Annotated in this window: 16 protein-coding genes; 14 read left to right on the top strand and 2 right to left on the bottom strand. The window is 46.2% G+C overall.

Annotated features, from left to right (window positions below; genetic code table 11):
- Positions 1-125 precede the first annotated feature (125 nt).
- The 10 genes from OCU49_RS14325 (at position 126) to OCU49_RS14280 (ending at position 8,333) form a co-directional block, all read left to right on the top strand.
- Positions 126-497, top strand: coding sequence for a TraR/DksA family transcriptional regulator (locus OCU49_RS14325; RefSeq protein ID WP_261845239.1), 372 nt, complete (start codon positions 126-128; stop codon positions 495-497).
- A 378-nt stretch (positions 498-875) separates the two neighbouring features.
- A complete protein-coding gene (gene tolQ / locus OCU49_RS14320) occupies positions 876-1,556 on the top strand; it encodes a protein TolQ (protein WP_261841245.1) in 681 nt (226 codons plus the stop codon).
- A 12-nt stretch (positions 1,557-1,568) separates the two neighbouring features.
- Positions 1,569-1,985, top strand: a complete 417-nt coding sequence (gene tolR, locus OCU49_RS14315) for a protein TolR (protein WP_261841244.1) — start codon at positions 1,569-1,571, stop codon at positions 1,983-1,985.
- Positions 1,986-1,992: 7 nt separating this feature from the next.
- Positions 1,993-3,075 (top strand): cell envelope integrity protein TolA, encoded by a 1,083-nt coding sequence (gene tolA, locus OCU49_RS14310; protein ID WP_261841243.1) that lies wholly within the window; start codon positions 1,993-1,995, stop codon positions 3,073-3,075.
- Entirely contained in the window at positions 3,072-4,370 is a 1,299-nt protein-coding gene (gene tolB, locus OCU49_RS14305) for a Tol-Pal system beta propeller repeat protein TolB (RefSeq protein WP_376787878.1), read from the top strand. The genes tolA and tolB overlap by 4 nt, the downstream gene beginning before the upstream one ends.
- A 324-nt stretch (positions 4,371-4,694) precedes the next feature.
- On the top strand, positions 4,695-5,198 hold the full coding sequence (gene pal, locus OCU49_RS14300) for a peptidoglycan-associated lipoprotein Pal (RefSeq protein ID WP_261841242.1): 504 nt from the start codon (positions 4,695-4,697) through the stop codon (positions 5,196-5,198).
- Between the two features lie 20 nt (positions 5,199-5,218).
- On the top strand, positions 5,219-5,977 hold the full coding sequence (gene ybgF, locus OCU49_RS14295) for a tol-pal system protein YbgF (protein WP_261841241.1): 759 nt from the start codon (positions 5,219-5,221) through the stop codon (positions 5,975-5,977).
- A gap of 49 nt (positions 5,978-6,026) precedes the next feature.
- Positions 6,027-6,710, top strand: a complete 684-nt coding sequence (queC, locus tag OCU49_RS14290) for a 7-cyano-7-deazaguanine synthase QueC (protein WP_261841240.1) — start codon at positions 6,027-6,029, stop codon at positions 6,708-6,710.
- 124 nt (positions 6,711-6,834) lie between these two features.
- On the top strand, positions 6,835-7,887 hold the full coding sequence (gene nadA, locus OCU49_RS14285) for a quinolinate synthase NadA (RefSeq protein ID WP_261841239.1): 1,053 nt from the start codon (positions 6,835-6,837) through the stop codon (positions 7,885-7,887).
- A gap of 2 nt (positions 7,888-7,889) precedes the next feature.
- Entirely contained in the window at positions 7,890-8,333 is a 444-nt protein-coding gene (locus OCU49_RS14280; protein WP_261841238.1) for a c-type cytochrome, read from the top strand.
- A gap of 61 nt (positions 8,334-8,394) precedes the next feature.
- Here the strand turns inward: OCU49_RS14280 and OCU49_RS14275 are convergent, their stop codons facing one another.
- Positions 8,395-8,823, bottom strand: a complete 429-nt coding sequence (locus OCU49_RS14275; protein WP_261841237.1) for a MaoC family dehydratase — start codon at positions 8,821-8,823, stop codon at positions 8,395-8,397.
- Between the two features lie 333 nt (positions 8,824-9,156).
- Between OCU49_RS14275 and OCU49_RS14270 the strand changes: the two genes are divergently transcribed.
- Positions 9,157-10,956 (top strand): acyl-CoA dehydrogenase, encoded by a 1,800-nt coding sequence (locus tag OCU49_RS14270; RefSeq protein ID WP_261841236.1) that lies wholly within the window; start codon positions 9,157-9,159, stop codon positions 10,954-10,956.
- Positions 10,957-11,127: 171 nt separating this feature from the next.
- Here OCU49_RS14270 and OCU49_RS14265 read toward each other — a convergent pair whose 3' ends face one another.
- A complete protein-coding gene (locus OCU49_RS14265; protein ID WP_261841235.1) occupies positions 11,128-11,808 on the bottom strand; it encodes a mechanosensitive ion channel family protein in 681 nt (226 codons plus the stop codon).
- 481 nt (positions 11,809-12,289) lie between these two features.
- Between OCU49_RS14265 and OCU49_RS14260 the strand changes: the two genes are divergently transcribed.
- The 3 genes from OCU49_RS14260 (at position 12,290) to OCU49_RS14250 (ending at position 15,199) form a co-directional block, all read left to right on the top strand.
- Entirely contained in the window at positions 12,290-12,676 is a 387-nt protein-coding gene (locus OCU49_RS14260; RefSeq protein ID WP_261841234.1) for a hypothetical protein, read from the top strand.
- Positions 12,677-13,289: 613 nt separating this feature from the next.
- A complete protein-coding gene (locus tag OCU49_RS14255; protein ID WP_261845237.1) occupies positions 13,290-14,906 on the top strand; it encodes a methyl-accepting chemotaxis protein in 1,617 nt (538 codons plus the stop codon).
- An 89-nt stretch (positions 14,907-14,995) separates the two neighbouring features.
- Positions 14,996-15,199, top strand: coding sequence for a hypothetical protein (locus OCU49_RS14250; protein WP_261841233.1), 204 nt, complete (start codon positions 14,996-14,998; stop codon positions 15,197-15,199).
- Positions 15,200-15,310 lie beyond the last annotated feature (111 nt).

Genomic DNA, 15,310 nt, shown 5'->3' with positions numbered 1-15,310 from the left:
GCGCGTTTTTCATCAAAGTTTAAAATTACATCTTTACTAAATCGTGTGGTGCGAATTGCCGACGGGCCATTGATGGCTAGTGGCGTGCCTCTGACACTATTCGAAGGATTCGGAGCAAAGATGTGATGAAAAACAGTGAATTGTCGCAAGTACAATTGGCTGATCTGAGAAAGGATATCCAGCAGTTAATTGCGCAGTTACGTGAAGATGTTGCTCAGGAGCGTGAACAGCAAAAAAATGAATTGGCGGTAGTCGATACAACTCAGCTTGCGGATATGGCTGAGCAGGCTGACGCCAGTGCGCACCGGGTTGAGGTTTTGGCGCATATCCAAAAGCTGGAAGAAGAGGTGCGTGTTGCTGAGCATGCATTGCAACGCCTTGAAAGCGGCTTATATGGTGAGTGTGAAGTCTGTGGTGAAGTGATTGAGCTAAACCGGTTGAAGGCTAATCCGGTCGCTGTGCTTTGTATCGGATGTCAGTCGAGTTGTGAGGCTTAATTTCAGATCTTGTATGCAAAATTAAATAACCGGGTTTTTACCCGGTTTTTTTATCGAAAAAATAAACTTACTGGCAAGCTTGCTGTCTGTTTTCATGGCCTGCATTGGGAAAGCCAAGATGCGGTAGGGTCAGTCAGACAGCGGGATGTCGAAAGAGCTTAATTCTGGACAGGAAATCTTGTCAGAAAAGAAGGGTGTGTGCTGATTGCCAATGGTTCTTTGGTGGTCTGTAGCCTTAATAAGCCTGTCTGAAAATTGCCTGCTGTATCAATAGCCAAATAATTGAAATTTGTAAAAAAGATAAAGATTTTACTTGTTTATCCGGCTACTATCTCATGCTAAATAAAATTTTTTGCACAAACGGAAGAGGTTCAGACTGTGCCGGATAAAATGTCGATCTGGAGTCTGGTGGTAAATGCCAGCGTTGTGGTTCAGTTGGTAATGTTACTGCTGTTGCTTGCATCGGTTGTTTCCTGGGTAATGATTTTTCAACGTCATGCTGTTTTACGCCAGGCAAAACAAAAACTGCGTTATTTTGAAGACCGCTTTTGGTCTGGAATGGACCTAAGCCAGCTATTTAGGGAAGTAAATCATTCACCTGATGCTGATAATGGCGCTGAGAATATCTTTCGGGCAGGCATTAAAGAATTTACCCGCCTGAATCAACAGCCGGGTGTTGATGCCGATGCTGTAATGGATGGTGCGCAGCGCAGTATGCGGGTTGCGTTAGCCCGTGAAGAAGAGCGTCTGGAAACGAATTTACCTTTCCTGGCTACAGTCGGTTCTACCAGTCCTTATATTGGGCTATTTGGTACCGTTTGGGGAATTATGAATTCATTCCGCGGTTTAGCGAATGTGCATCAGGCGACACTGGCTTCAGTTGCACCGGGTATTTCTGAAGCATTGATTGCTACAGCTATTGGTTTGTTTGCCGCAATTCCGGCAGTAATTGCTTATAACCGTTATTCTGCACAAACAGAAACACTGATGAATAGCTACGAAACCTTTGCTGATGAATTTTCCAGTGTGTTGCACCGTCGTGCACACGCGGGACAATAAGCGATAACTGTTATGATCAGACGCCAGAAAAAAAAGCGTAAGCTTAACGCAGAGATTAACGTTGTTCCGTATATTGACGTCATGATGGTGCTGTTGGTTATTTTTATGATTACAGCGCCAATGCTAACGCAGGGGGTGAATGTAGAGTTACCTCAGGCCGGAGCTGATCCGGTTGATACACAGGACAACGAGCCAGTTATCGTAACCGTTGATAAGGACGGTAACTATTACATTGATGTTGGCGGCGATCCATCCGAAGCTGTTAGTGAAGATGTAGTATTTGAGCGGATCAGTAAGGTGTTAGCGACGAACCCTAAGAAACTTTTGCTTGTCAGAGGTGATAAGGGTGTCGATTATGAAGCGGTTGTAATGCTGATGACCCTGTTGCAGCAGGCAGGTGCTCCGAGTGTCGGGCTGGTGACTGAGTAACGCAATTGTGAATTCCCGATCTTATATAATTCCTACATTCCTCGCTGTTTCTTTACATGCAGTTGTGCTGACTTTGTTGTTTAACTCGTGGTTTGGCCATGCTGACGAAGAACAAAGAGCGACACCTAGGCACGTTAAGGCAACGATTGTCGACCTGAGCGCGAAAAGTAAGGCCAGCACTCAGGAAACCAAACGTAAGCAGGAAGAAGCACGTAAGAAAGAAGCTGAGCGCAAAAAAGCTGAAGCAGCAAAGCAAGAAGCTGAACGTAAGAAAGCTGAGCAGCAGAAAGCGGAACAGGAAAAGAAAGAAACTGAACGCAAAAAGGCTGAAGAAATAAAGAAAGAAGCTGAGCGTAAGAAAGCTGCAGAAGCGAAACAAGAAGCTGAACGTAAAAAAGCTGAGGCAGTAAAGAAAGAAGCTGAGCGTAAGAAAGCTGAAGCAGTTAAAAAGGAAAATGCGCGCAAGAAGGCTGAGCAAGCAAAGAAAGAAGCTGAACGTAAGAAGTTAGAGAAAGCTAAAAAAGACGCTGAGCGTAAAAAAGCCGAAGCAGTCAAGAAAGAAGCTGAACGTAAGAAAGCAGAGAAAGCTAAACAGGAAGCTGAGCGTAAGAAAGCTGAAAAAGCTAAGCAAGAAGCTGCGCGTAAAAAGGCCGAAAAAGCTAAACAAGAAGCTGAGCGCAAAAAAGCTGAGCAGGCTAAGAAAGATGCGGCGCGTGAGCGGGAAATTCAGGCCGCAATTGATGCAGAAATTGCAGAAGAAGAACGTATAGCGCAGGAAATGGCTGATGAGGCTAGCGTCAACAGCTATACAGCGTATATTAAAAATGAAATTGAAAGCCGCTGGAGTCGTCCGCCGAATGCCCGTAATGGAATGCAGGTGACGTTGACTATTCATCTATTCCCTACTGGAGAAGTGGATAATGTCTATGTGAAGCGGTCCAGTGGTGACTCTTTGTTTGATGAAAGTGCTGTTCGTGCTGTGAAGCGCGTTGAAAGGTTTGATCAACTACAAAATATGCAGTCAGTTTTATTTGATCGGAAATTTAGAAAATTTGAATTGTTATTTAAGCCTGAGGATCTTCGTCAATGAACAGAATGTTGTCCGGCGCAGTAATGGTATGCGCGCTCTTTTTCAGTTTACTTGCCAGGGCTGAATTAACCATTGAAATCACTAAAGGTCTTGACGAGCCAACACCTGTGGCAGTCGTGCCATTCGCCTGGAACGGTACAACAGCCTTACCGCAGGATGTTGCCGCGATTGTGACCAATGACCTGAAAACAACGGGTTTATTTTCATTAATGTCGCAGGATAATATGCTGAGCTTTCCGTCAGAGCGGTCCGGTGTGTTCTTCCGTGACTGGCGTGTGTCTGGTACAGACTTTCTTGTTATTGGTCGGATCAGCCCGCAGGTTGACGGTAACCTTGAAGTTGCTGTTGAAATGTTTGATGTGCTGAAAGAAGAACGGGTATTAGGTGAAGTGGTTAATGCTAACTTCTCTAATTTACGGGCTGTTGCACATTATATAAGTGACAAAATTTATGAAACCCTAACCGGTAACCGCGGCGCTTTTTCAACCCGAATAGTTTATGTAACAGCAGATTTAGTCCGTTCCGGGGTTTATGACTATAAGCTTCAACTGGCGGATGCTGATGGTTTCGGGCCCCGTACAATTCTTCAGTCTGATGAGCCTATTATGTCGCCAACCTGGTCCCGTGATGGTACTAAGTTAGCCTATGTGTCTTTCGAGACAGGACGTCCGGCTATTTACATTCAGTATTTGTCTTCTGGTCGTCGTGAGAAAGTGCAGTCGTTCTCCGGACTGAACGGTGCGCCTGCATGGTCGCCCGATGGAAATAAATTAGCATTAGTGCTTTCAAAAGATGGTAATCCGGAAGTGTATGTTCTGGATCTGGTACAGCGTCGTTTGAACCGTGTAACACATCATTTTGGTATTGATACGGAACCTTCCTGGACACCTGATGGTCAATCATTGATCTTTACTTCAGACCGTGGTGGCCAGCCACAGATTTACCAGGTGTATTTGCCGAGTGGCGATATTACCCGTCTGACGTTTGAAGGGAGTTATAATGCCCGTGGTCGTCTGACTCAGGATGGTCGTTTTTTGACTATGGTGCATCAGCAGGGCGGTTCATTCCATATTGCTGTTCAGGACTTACAGACAGGCCGTCTGGATTTACTGACTCAAACAGCAATGGATGAATCACCGACGATTGCACCAAACGGCAGTATTGTAATGTATGCAACCCAGGCAGGAGGCCGGGGTGTATTAGGAGCGGTTTCTCTGGATGGTAATGTTAAGTTCCGTTTGCCGTCGGATAGCGGTGATGTTCGCGAACCGGCCTGGTCGCCGTTCCTTAACTAATGTGTTTTAAAAGAGCTGTCTGTTCTGCGGACAGCTTTACCGGTTTTATGTAAGCAGTTGTAAGTGCAGGACAATAAAGACTTGCCTTACTATTGAACTCTTACAGGAACTACTTAGAATATGCAGTTCTGTGCTTAATGCGGAAAAGATCATGCCAAATTTCCAGTGATCGTCGCAAAATGCACACACAGGACTTGTGTAAAGCCAGTGTAGTTGAGGCAAAATTGTTGCATTCATGGCTGGCAAGCTTTAATTTAGGCAACCACTTGTTGCATTAATTTTCGGTTCAGTATGAACCAGTTAGAAAAACTTTAGGAGTCGTCAATGCAAGCTAAGACTATCAGCAAAGCAGTTGCTTTAGCGCTGACCGTGGTATGGGCTGCCGGTTGTAGCACCACATCTCAAAATACTACAGAAGGCGCAGCTGGCGATACCAGTACTACGTCTACTACCAGCACTACTAGCTCTCAGGTTTCTGGTAACGCAATGGATCAGGTTAAGAGCCTGGACAAAGTATTCTACTTCGACTTCGATCAGTACACTCTGAAGCCTGAAGCAGCTGCTGCACTGCGTGGCCACGCTAAATACCTGGCGGCTAACCCATCTGCAAAAGTTAAGCTGGCAGGTCACGCGGATGATCGCGGTACCCGTGAGTACAACATCGCACTGGGCGAGAAGCGTGCTAAAGCAGCTGCCCGTGTTCTGACTATCAATGGCGTGTCCAGCAGTCAGATCGAAGTAATCAGCTACGGTGAAGAAAAGCCAGCAGTTGTGGGTAATAACCCATCTGCATGGGCTCAGAACCGTCGTGCTGTTCTGACTTACTAAGCGTAGGTAAGCAATAACACATGATTAAAGCATGTTCAGTTACTGCTATGGCGTTGGTGCTTTCTAGCACCAGCGCTTTCGCTGCAGACCCCGTCCCGGTTATTGAACTACAGGTTCAGGAAGGGGCAGCCAATAATTTTTCTTCGAATAGCGCTGCTAATGGCGATATTCTTCAGCTGCTTGAACAGCTCCAGCGTGAAGTTCAGTCTTTACGGGGGATGGTGGAACAGCAGCAGCATAAGATTAAGCGAATGGAGCGAGATTCACGTGATCGATACCGTGATCTTGACCGACGTATTGCCGATATTCAGCAGGGTGCTCCTGTAGCAAATGGCAGTCAGACTCCTGCGACAGATACTACTCTTACTGATTCATCAAACACGAGTGGAACGGAGCCAGCGACTACAACGCAGGTTACCGATGTTGAAGCTTACCAAGCTGCTTTTGCGTTAGTGCGTAATAAAGATTACGACGCAGCGCTTAGTGCCTTTGATTCATTTATTAATACTTATCCTTCCAGTCCGCGTTTAGCGAATGCTTATTACTGGCTGGGTGAGGTTAATCTTGCACAACAAAATATTGAACCTGCAAAGCAGGCATTTCAGTATGTTGTCGATAATTTTGCCAAGCACCGTAAAGCTGCCGATGCCAGTTATAAGCTGGGTGTGATCTATAAGCAGCAAGGCGATGTAGCACAGGCAAAAGCGTATTTTGAGCAAACCGTTGCTCAGTATCCCGGATCCTCTGCAGCCAATCTGGCGCAGGATCATCTTAAGTAAAAAACTTCAATGATGGCAGTCTGTACAGGCTGCCAGTGACAGACTAATTATGAATACTTCTTCAAAGAAAGCTGTAGTGCTGTTGTCCGGTGGCCTGGATTCAGTAACTGCTTTGGCAATGGCTCAGGAAGCTGGTTATGAGTGTTATGTACTGAGCTTTGATTATGGCCAGCGTTCCCAGACTGAACTGAATGCAGCTAAGCAGATTGCTGCCCAGATGCAGGTTGCAGATCATAAGGTTGTACGTCTGCATCTTGAAGACTTTGGCGGTTCGGCGTTAACCGATGAAACAATCGATATGCCGGTCGGGGAAGAAGAAGGGATTCCGGTTACTTATGTGCCGGCCCGTAATACCGTCTTCATGTCGTTGGCGCTGGCCTGGGCTGAAGTTCTGGAAGCTAAGTATATTTCAATCGGCGTGAACGCTGTCGATTATTCGGGCTATCCGGACTGTCGTCCTGAGTATATAGCGGCATTTGAAGCCATGGCTAACTTGGCAACCAAAGCAGGTGTAGAAGGCGATGGCATTGAGATAATGACGCCTCTGATCGACCTGACTAAGTCACAGATCATTGCTGAAGGTAACCGCCTTGGTGTTGACTATGCGCTGAGCGTTTCCTGTTACCAGGCGGATGATCAGGGCCGGGCCTGCCGGGAGTGTGATAGCTGCCGTATCCGGGCGAAAGGTTTTGTTGATGCCGGTGTTGCAGACCCTACCCGTTACCAGTCATAAGCTTCAGTTGACTGGAGTGTGCCGGTGATGCCAAAAGCACCGGCAACAATGCTATACTCCGCAGCTTAAGAAACTAGACCCCCACTTACAGCGTAAAAGCTGTGTTGATGACAAGATCTACACAATGCTAACGAAACACGAATTAGACGATCGTATCCTGGTCCAGGAACACCTTGCACGCGAACGCATGCCGGTTGATGTTGATCAGGTTGCACGGGAAGAATATAAGCGCAGAATCAAGCAGTTGCTGATTGAAAAAGATGCTTGTCTTGTCGCGCATTACTACACAGAAGAAGTCTTGCAGGAGCTGGCAGATGAGACCGGTGGTTGCGTTTCTGATTCTTTGGAAATGGCGCGTTTTGGTAATCAGCATCCGGCTAAAACCCTGCTGGTTGCTGGTGTGCGTTTTATGGGTGAGACAGCCAAAATTCTTAATCCTGAAAAACGTGTCCTGATGCCAACACTGGAAGCGACTTGTTCTCTGGACCTTGGTTGTCCGGAAAAAGAATTCGCAGCATTCTGTGATGCTCATCCGGATCATGAAGTTGTTGTGTATGCCAACACATCAGCGGCAGTTAAAGCCCGTGCGGACTGGGTAGTTACCTCTGGGATTGCACTGAAAGTTGTTGAGCATTTGGCAGATCAGGGTAAGAAAGTTATCTGGGCACCGGATAAGCATCTGGGTGAGTACGTTCAGAAGCAAACGGGCATTGAAATGCTGATGTGGGATTCTTCCTGCATAGTGCATGAAGAGTTCAAAGCGCAGCGTTTACTGGATATGAAACAGGTTTATCCTGATGCGGCGGTATTGGTCCATCCTGAGTCACCGGATCCGGTGGTTCAGATTGCAGACGTAGTGGGCTCTACTACTCAGATTATCAATGCTGCACGTGATTTGCCGAATAAGCAGTTCATTGTTGCGACAGACAAAGCCATCTTCTACAAAATGCGTCAGGTTGCTCCGGATAAAGAGTTTATCGAAGCACCTACCGGCGGTTCTGGTGCTACTTGTCGTAGTTGCGCACACTGTCCCTGGATGGCAATGAATGGTCTTGAAAATGTATTGAGCGCATTAGAAAACGGTTCTGATGAAGTAATCGTTGATGATGCTTTACTTGATGATGCCCGTAAGCCTTTGCAGCGTATGCTGGATTTCTCCAGCCAGATGGTGAAGTAAGCATGATAATACGTTCAGCCATTGTAGCTGCTGTTCTGACATCGGTTGTATTAGCCAGCGGTTGTGACGATATGCTTGGTGGTGAGCCTGATTTAAAGGCTTTGTCTGAGCAATGGAATACCGGTGACAAGCAGTGGAGCGATGAAAACCTGCTGCGGCTTGATCGGGGACAGAAGTTTTATAAGCGTACCTGTGCAGCTTGTCATATGGGTACCGGCGAAGGACAGGTCAGTGTTGGAGCACCGGCTTTGAAAGAGAATGCCTTCGTGAGTGAAGAAGTTGATCCGTTAATTAAATTAGTGCTTGAAGGTAAAGGCACTATGCCGGCATTTTCACATTCTGTGACAGGTTTGGAGTTGGCAGATATTCTTACCTATATCTCCAATGCCTGGGGAAATGACAGTGGCATGACATTCTCGATGGAACAGGTTGATCAGCTTCGTTGAGTTGTTCAATAGTTATAAAAAAAACCGGCTGATGCCGGTTTTTTTGTGTGCTTAATATCGCTTACCCGCGTTTATCAACCATTAGTAGGGCATAACCGGTTGCGACCAGTTTTTCGCCAACATGAACGTCAGTACGCATTTTTACACGGCGTCGACGCTGATCGATTTCTTCAATAGTACCTGTCGCTTTAGCCGTATCACCAATCAGTACCGGTGCTTTAAATTTGATTTGCTGATCAAGATAAATGCAGCCTGGCCCTGGCAGTTTAGTGCCGGCAACGGTGGAAATCAGAGCCCCACAAAACATACCGTGGACGATACGTTGCTTGAATGGCGTGGATGCAGCATATTCTTCGTCAAGATGAACAGGGTTAGTGTCTCCGGATAATTCAGCGAACAGATTAACATCGGCTTCGCTGATGGTTTTCTCATAGGAGTCGCTCATGCCTACTTCCAGATCTTCCAGATAGTAGCCGTGTAAGTCTTGCATATACTTTCCTCTCGTCTGCAATCGAGTCTCTAAGTCCGGTAAATAGGTTGTAACCGGACAGTCATTTCATTCAGAAATCAGGCTTTGCGTCAGTCTCAGAACAAGTTTTTGTACCGTTAAAAGTACTTCGAAATAACCTGTTTTTGCTATACGACAATCTTATACTGGAAATATAAGTGAAAACCCTTATAAAATGATGGGCGCACTGATTTTTTAGGATGTTAAGTAAAACATGCTTTTGGTGCTTAGCGAAGATCAGAATAGAAAATTCACGGCTTCCTGAGCTAAAAAGTCCTGCATTCAGGGCTACACAGATAAAGAGTAGACTTAGTTATGGCGGAATATAGAGCTCCTGTTGCAGATATGCGTTTCACTCTGAAGCATGCCGCAGGTTTACAACGGCTGGCGCAATTACCTCAGTTTGAAGATGCCAGTGAAGATATGGTCTCTGCAATCCTTGAAGAAGCAGGCAGAATTGCAGGTGAAGTATTAGCGCCGCTGAATAGCAGTGGCGATCAGCAAGGCTTACAGCAGCAAGATACAGATGTAAAAACGCCGCCCGGGTTTCAGGAAGCTTATCAGGCATTCATTGAAGGTGGTTGGGGATCATTACAGTTTGATCCTGCTCATGGTGGCCAAGGTCTGCCCTATGTTTTATCGATTGCTGTTATGGAAATGTGGCAAGCAGCGAATATGTCGTGGGGATTGTGCCCACTATTAACGCAGGGAGCTGTTGAAGCACTGGCTTGTAGTGCCAGTGAAGAGTTACAACAGCGTTACTTACCAAAGCTGATTAGCGGTGAATGGACTGGAACCATGAACCTGACTGAACCGGCAGCCGGGTCTGATTTGTCTGTTATCCGTACAAAAGCTGAGCCTCAGGATGACCATTATCTGATAAGCGGTCAAAAGATTTTTATCACCTGGGGTGAGCACGATATGGCTGAAAATATCGTGCATTTGGTGCTGGCGCGTTTACCGGATGCACCGCCAGGCGTGAAGGGTATTTCGTTGTTTTTAGTGCCTAAATTCTTGCCTGACGCTGCCGGGAATCCGGGAACCCGTAACGACTGTCAGGTTGTTTCGCTGGAGCATAAGTTGGGTATTCATGCCAGCCCTACCTGCGTGATGTCTTATGGGGATAATGGCGGCGCGATCGGCTATCTTGTTGGTGCTGAAAACCAGGGCTTGGTGTGCATGTTCAAAATGATGAATAACGCCCGGCTTGCTGTTGGTTTGCAGGGGGTCGCGATTGCAGAACGGGCATATCAACATGCGGTAGGCTTTGCCCGCGAACGTGTTCAGGGTCGCGCTGTCGGTTTTGATCAGGCCGGTCCTATTATTCGTCATGCTGATGTGCAGCGTATGCTGCTTACTATGCGCGCACTGACAGAAGCTGGCCGGGCACTTACTTATGATGCCTGTGCGAGTATCGACTGGGCAGGACAGAATCAACATGTTGGCTTGCGCGAGCAGCACAATGTACGGGCAGCCTTGTTAACGCCAATAGTGAAAGGCTGGTGTACCGAGTTTGCACAGGAAGTCACTTCTTTGGGGGTTCAGGTGCATGGCGGAATGGGCTTTATTGAAGAAACCGGCGCGGCGCAGTATTACCGCGATGCCCGCATTCTGCCTATCTATGAAGGCACGAATGGGATTCAGGCAATGGATCTGGTAGGCCGTAAATTAATACATGACAGTGCAGCAGGCTTTCATCAGTTAGTGGCTGAAATCAATGCTGATATAGCTCAGGCAGAAGCTGCCGGATTTGATGCTGAGGGCTTGAAAGGCATTGCGACTAAATTGCGAGCAGCGGTGCAGAATTGGCAAGTCAGTGCTGAGTACCTCTTGCATAATCAGTCTGATGATCCGCAACTGGCCGGCGCTGTTGCGCAGCATTTCCTGATGCAGTCCGGTTATGTTTGTGGTGGCTGGCAGTTACTGCGACAGGCAGTGGCCTGTCTGTCAGATAATGACTGCAGTCAGCAGTTTAAAGACAGTAAGTTAAAAGTTTGTCATTTCTATTTTCAGCAAATATTACCCCGTACTCAGGGCCATGCAGATTCTTTACAGCAGGGCAGTGGAGCGGTAATCGCTATGACGGAAGAAGAATGGTTATCTTCAGTTGGCTGACAAGATTGTATGCGCAGGATAGTTTGATTACGGGTGGGAATGTTGTCCATTAAAAATGCTTTGGACAGCAAAGCCGTTGTGACTGAATAATTGAGCTGAGACTGTTAAGGGTAATTCCCAGTGAGTGAGGGCCTTCGGATTCGAAGGCCCTTTTTCTTTTGAATGAGTGATTTATTCTGCTGAAATCATATGAACATCGCGCTGCGGGAAAGGAATAGTACAGCCCACGGATTCGATAGCTGCTTTTAATGCTACCCGGCTATCAAAGAAAAACGACCAGTAGTCATCTGTTTTTACAAAGCCCCGCACCAGAAAATCCACTGAGCTGCTATTCAGGTCAACAACGGCGACGACATTGCCTTCGTTTTGCAAGATACGGGGGTCATTAGCAAGTACTTCTTCCATTGCTGATTTTGCTTTGCCGAGATCATCGCTGTATGAAACCCCGATGTTAATTTCAACCGCGCGGACATCGCTATGGGTATGGTTAATGATATTACCGTTAGCCAGGGGGCCGTTGGGAATGATAAGGGTACGCTTATCAAATGTTTGCAGAGTTGTAACAAAAATACCGATATCAATAACTACGCCTTCCAGTCCCTGGGCTTCAATATAATCTGTTACTTTGAAAGGGCGGAATATTAAGATCATCACGCCGCCGGCGAAGTTCGACAGGCTGCCTTGTAATGCAAGTCCAACCGCCAGACCAGCAGCACCAAGAACAGCGATAAATGAAGTGGTTTCAATGCCGACCATTGAGGCGACACTTATAATCAGGAGTACTTTAAGCAGGATATCCAATGCACCGCTGAGAAACTTTGCTAAGGTTTCGTCCGGAAAGTGTCGAATCATGGTGCTTCTGGAAAAATTGTTTATTTTTTTGATAAGCCAAAGGCCTATAAGCAAAACGACCACAGCAAGAAGTATCTGCCCACCGTAGATCGTTATCAGGTTTATCAGATTCTCGTATTGCGATTCTAGAATGTCCATATGCTTCCCGTTTCTTAATAGTTATCGATAAATGTATGTGTTATCAATCATAGTACTTAGAAGAAACTGTAATGAGGCTGAACGAAGCAAAGGATTTCTTGCTGTTTGATCTTGCCTGTCACCGGGGTATTGTCGAGAAAAATATATCTGTTATTTAAGGTTGTTTCTTATAGCAGCGGATCGGATCTAACCTATTAGAATGTAACTGTCTTTCAGTGGTATCGAATGATGTTTGCGGGTAAGCTTTCATCTAACTGAAGCGGGGTGGAATCCCTGTCTCAATGTTTATCTGTTCGGTTGTCTGAGCAGAGATTTTGTTTCCTAGTTCTGCATACGGGCATCTATGATCACTAAAATTCTAATTACCCTTGCCGTTATCACTGCCTGTTATTTTTATCTGAAATTTAAACGCAAGCGAGCTGCTGGAGATCAATCTCCTACACGCAGGATTCCTGAAACCGATATAGACCCCAAGCCACCTTTTCGCTTGCTTGCTGTCGTGCTTGTTTTTCTGGCGCTGGTGGGTGGTGCTTCGGTTGCCGGTTATCACTGGTTTGACGGACGCACTTTGCTGAGTGTGCAGTTAACGCCTGCAGGAGAGGGTGAAAGTCGGGATTACCAAGTATATAAGCGTGATCTTGAATTGCGTCGTTTTACGACAGTAGAAGGGCAGATAGTTCGGGTAGCAGATTCCGACAGGTTAATCGTGACGGAGATACCGGAAGGTTAACTCTGTTTCAGAAAAGGTATAAAAAAAGCCACGGTATTAGGGGATACCGTGGCTTAATGAATGTTGATGAAACTTTCATTAGGGAAATACAACGCTGCGGCTCAATTATAACTGCTTAGCGTTTGAATTCTGGCAATTATTACTTGTGATGTGTGTGCCTGAATTCTGCAGCGCGGATTAAAAGTATTGGTCTCAATCGCCTATTCGTCAAGGGTTAATCTGCTTAATTTTTGATCTGTTTTGCTCTATTTGTCTGCTGCTATCCAGCACTGTAATCTGCTTATAACTTAGTTAAATACCTTAGGAAAATCTGATAACTTCATGAATTATTATGGTATTAATTGCTGATTTTTTACTTTAGGAACGGGCGAATATTGATGATTATGTCCGTTTAAATGTATTTTTAAGCTACTTTTGGGCATTAATTACTTTTCTAAGTGCAGCCTTTCTGTTTTCTTGCGTTTCGATTCCGAACTCATAATGGTTACTATGTAGACCTTTTATCTATGTCCCAGATTGGGTTTTGACCTATATTCTTCTTAAGCCTGATTAGCAGTATTAAGTGTAAAGCCGTCAGAGCTTCAGGAAATGGAATGTAAAGGGACGTAAAGTGATGAAAGGATTAGGCCTTAAGCACCGGTTTGTCAGTTTAATTGCGGTGGTTATTCTGGCATTTGCCGGGGTGCTGTATGTGCAGACAACTATGTTGCAGGATCAGCGGAATAGTTGGCAGGAGCTTAGGGATCAGGCTTTGGCCCGGGAAAATGTACTGCTCGCTGTTCGTTCCGAGATGGGCTACGGCGCTCTCATACATAATTTCAAAAACTACGTCCTGCGTGGCCAGGAAAAATATTATCAGCGTATAACAGACAATCATTCATCATTGAGTGAAGGGCTGAACCGTTATCGGCAATTGTCTGGTCTTACTGAAGCGGAACAGACTGCTTTAGATGATATTCAAAAAGTTGCAGATCAGTACCAGGCAGCAGCCGGCTCCGTCCGGGATTTATTTGCCCGTGGTGCTGATGTTGGCAGTATTGATAAAACCGTTAAAATTTCAGATACGCCAGCTATTCAGGGTTTTATCGCTCTTGAGGAGCGTTATGCTGAGCTGGTAAGTCTCTATACCAGCCGTTTCGAATCTCAGACGGGCACTGCGATAAGCACCACTGTGATGTTAATGCTTGGTTGTCTGGTGGTTATTCTGCTGGCTGCATTTGCCTTATACCAATACGTATCAGGCCGTCTGAATATACTCCACACGGCAGTCCATAACCTTTCCCGCGGTGAGGGTGATCTTCGCCATCGACTGGATATTCAGGGGACGGACGAGTTTGCCAGTATTGCTGATGAATTTAATCTGTTCATGGATAAAATCCGTGACCTGGTTAACAACGTCAAGGATCTCTCGTTTAATATCACAAGTTCGCTGGATCAGATTAATGATAATGCTGAGTGTAATGCTGCCCGGGCATATCAGCAGAAAGGCGAAACAGATTCGTTGGCGGTTGCGCTCAGACAGATGGCAAGTACCGCCCATCAGGTTGTAGAAAATACCGATACAGCAGTGCAGGCTGTAGATCATGCACAGACAGAGTTTGGCAGTGGAGTAGCGTCTCTGTCAGATGCTGTTAATAGCATTGTGAGTCTGGCGGATGATTTACGAAATGCTTCTGAAGTTGTTGATCAGCTGAAACAGCGTTCTGACGATATAGGTGAGATTTTGTCGGTCATCGGTGGTATCGCTGAGCAGACCAACTTACTGGCCCTGAATGCTGCTATTGAAGCCGCTCGTGCCGGGGAGCAGGGAAGAGGTTTTGCTGTAGTCGCGGATGAAGTCAGAACTCTGGCTAGCAGGACTCAGCAGAGTACCGAAGAAATCAGCCGGATGATTACCGAACTGCAAGCCGGTACTGCCAGAGCAGTCAAAGTCATGCAGAGCAGCGAACAGCGCAGCAGTAGCTCTGTCGAGATGGTGCGTAAAGCAGAACATTCGTTGCAGGAAATCTCAGCAGAAATTCAATGTATATCCGATCTGAACTTCAATATATCTAACGCGTCAGGAGAGCAGTCTGCAGTTACTGATGAGCTGTCACAGAATGTCAGCAGTATTTCTTTGCTGTCAGAAGAAACCGCGGCGGCAGTGGCGCGTAATAAAGCTGCTATCGCTGAGCTGGACAGCAAGAGCCATACGCTGAGTGATGTCGTGCAACGCTTTAAAGTCAGTTAATGGGCTTGTCTGCATTTAGCTATCTTGTAGAATGTCTGAAACCGGTGTGATGCTGGTATGAAATTCAAAGACTTGCCTGAAGAGCGAACATGAAGAGTTATCTGTTTACTACAGAAAGTGACCGCGGCGGTGTGATGCTGTGTGATATAGAAGATTTTGATGAAGCCATTGTTTATCTTCGCAAGCGTTTTAAAGGCGTAGTCAGCGTTGTGGCTGGCGAGGAAAACTGGGAGCTGCCAGCAGAAGAGCGAGAGGCCGCTTTGCCACCCGACTCTGCAGGACCTGATACCTGATTGATGATGTACACATAGTTGTACATTGTAGCGCTGCTACGATCATCGGACCGCCCTTGCTGTTGCAGGGGCTTTTTGTTTTTATGGCTTGTCGCAACTGAGTGCCGCTTA

Origin of the sequence: Aliamphritea ceti (assembly GCF_024347215.1) — a bacterium.
GTDB classification, from domain to species: Bacteria; Pseudomonadota; Gammaproteobacteria; order Pseudomonadales; family Balneatricaceae; genus Amphritea; species Amphritea ceti.
Note: the sequence above shows the minus strand (reverse complement) of the source record. Positions and strands in the feature narration are given on the sequence as shown.

Bases quoted from the DNA above. Each gene is read 5' to 3' on its own strand.
- OCU49_RS14325 (WP_261845239.1), top strand. From the start codon at position 126: ATGAAAAACAGTGAATTGTCGCAAGTACAATTGGCTGATCTGAGAAAG.
- tolR (WP_261841244.1), top strand. From the start codon at position 1,569: ATGATCAGACGCCAGAAAAAAAAGCGTAAGCTTAACGCAGAGATTAAC.
- tolB (WP_376787878.1), top strand. From the start codon at position 3,072: ATGAACAGAATGTTGTCCGGCGCAGTAATGGTATGCGCGCTCTTTTTC.
- pal (WP_261841242.1), top strand. From the start codon at position 4,695: ATGCAAGCTAAGACTATCAGCAAAGCAGTTGCTTTAGCGCTGACCGTG.
- ybgF (WP_261841241.1), top strand. From the start codon at position 5,219: ATGATTAAAGCATGTTCAGTTACTGCTATGGCGTTGGTGCTTTCTAGC.
- queC (WP_261841240.1), top strand. From the start codon at position 6,027: ATGAATACTTCTTCAAAGAAAGCTGTAGTGCTGTTGTCCGGTGGCCTG.
- nadA (WP_261841239.1), top strand. From the start codon at position 6,835: ATGCTAACGAAACACGAATTAGACGATCGTATCCTGGTCCAGGAACAC.
- OCU49_RS14280 (WP_261841238.1), top strand. From the start codon at position 7,890: ATGATAATACGTTCAGCCATTGTAGCTGCTGTTCTGACATCGGTTGTA.
- OCU49_RS14275 (WP_261841237.1), bottom strand. From the start codon at position 8,823: ATGCAAGACTTACACGGCTACTATCTGGAAGATCTGGAAGTAGGCATG.
- OCU49_RS14270 (WP_261841236.1), top strand. From the start codon at position 9,157: ATGGCGGAATATAGAGCTCCTGTTGCAGATATGCGTTTCACTCTGAAG.
- OCU49_RS14265 (WP_261841235.1), bottom strand. From the start codon at position 11,808: ATGATTCGACACTTTCCGGACGAAACCTTAGCAAAGTTTCTCAGCGGT.
- OCU49_RS14260 (WP_261841234.1), top strand. From the start codon at position 12,290: ATGATCACTAAAATTCTAATTACCCTTGCCGTTATCACTGCCTGTTAT.
- OCU49_RS14255 (WP_261845237.1), top strand. From the start codon at position 13,290: ATGAAAGGATTAGGCCTTAAGCACCGGTTTGTCAGTTTAATTGCGGTG.
- OCU49_RS14250 (WP_261841233.1), top strand. From the start codon at position 14,996: ATGAAGAGTTATCTGTTTACTACAGAAAGTGACCGCGGCGGTGTGATG.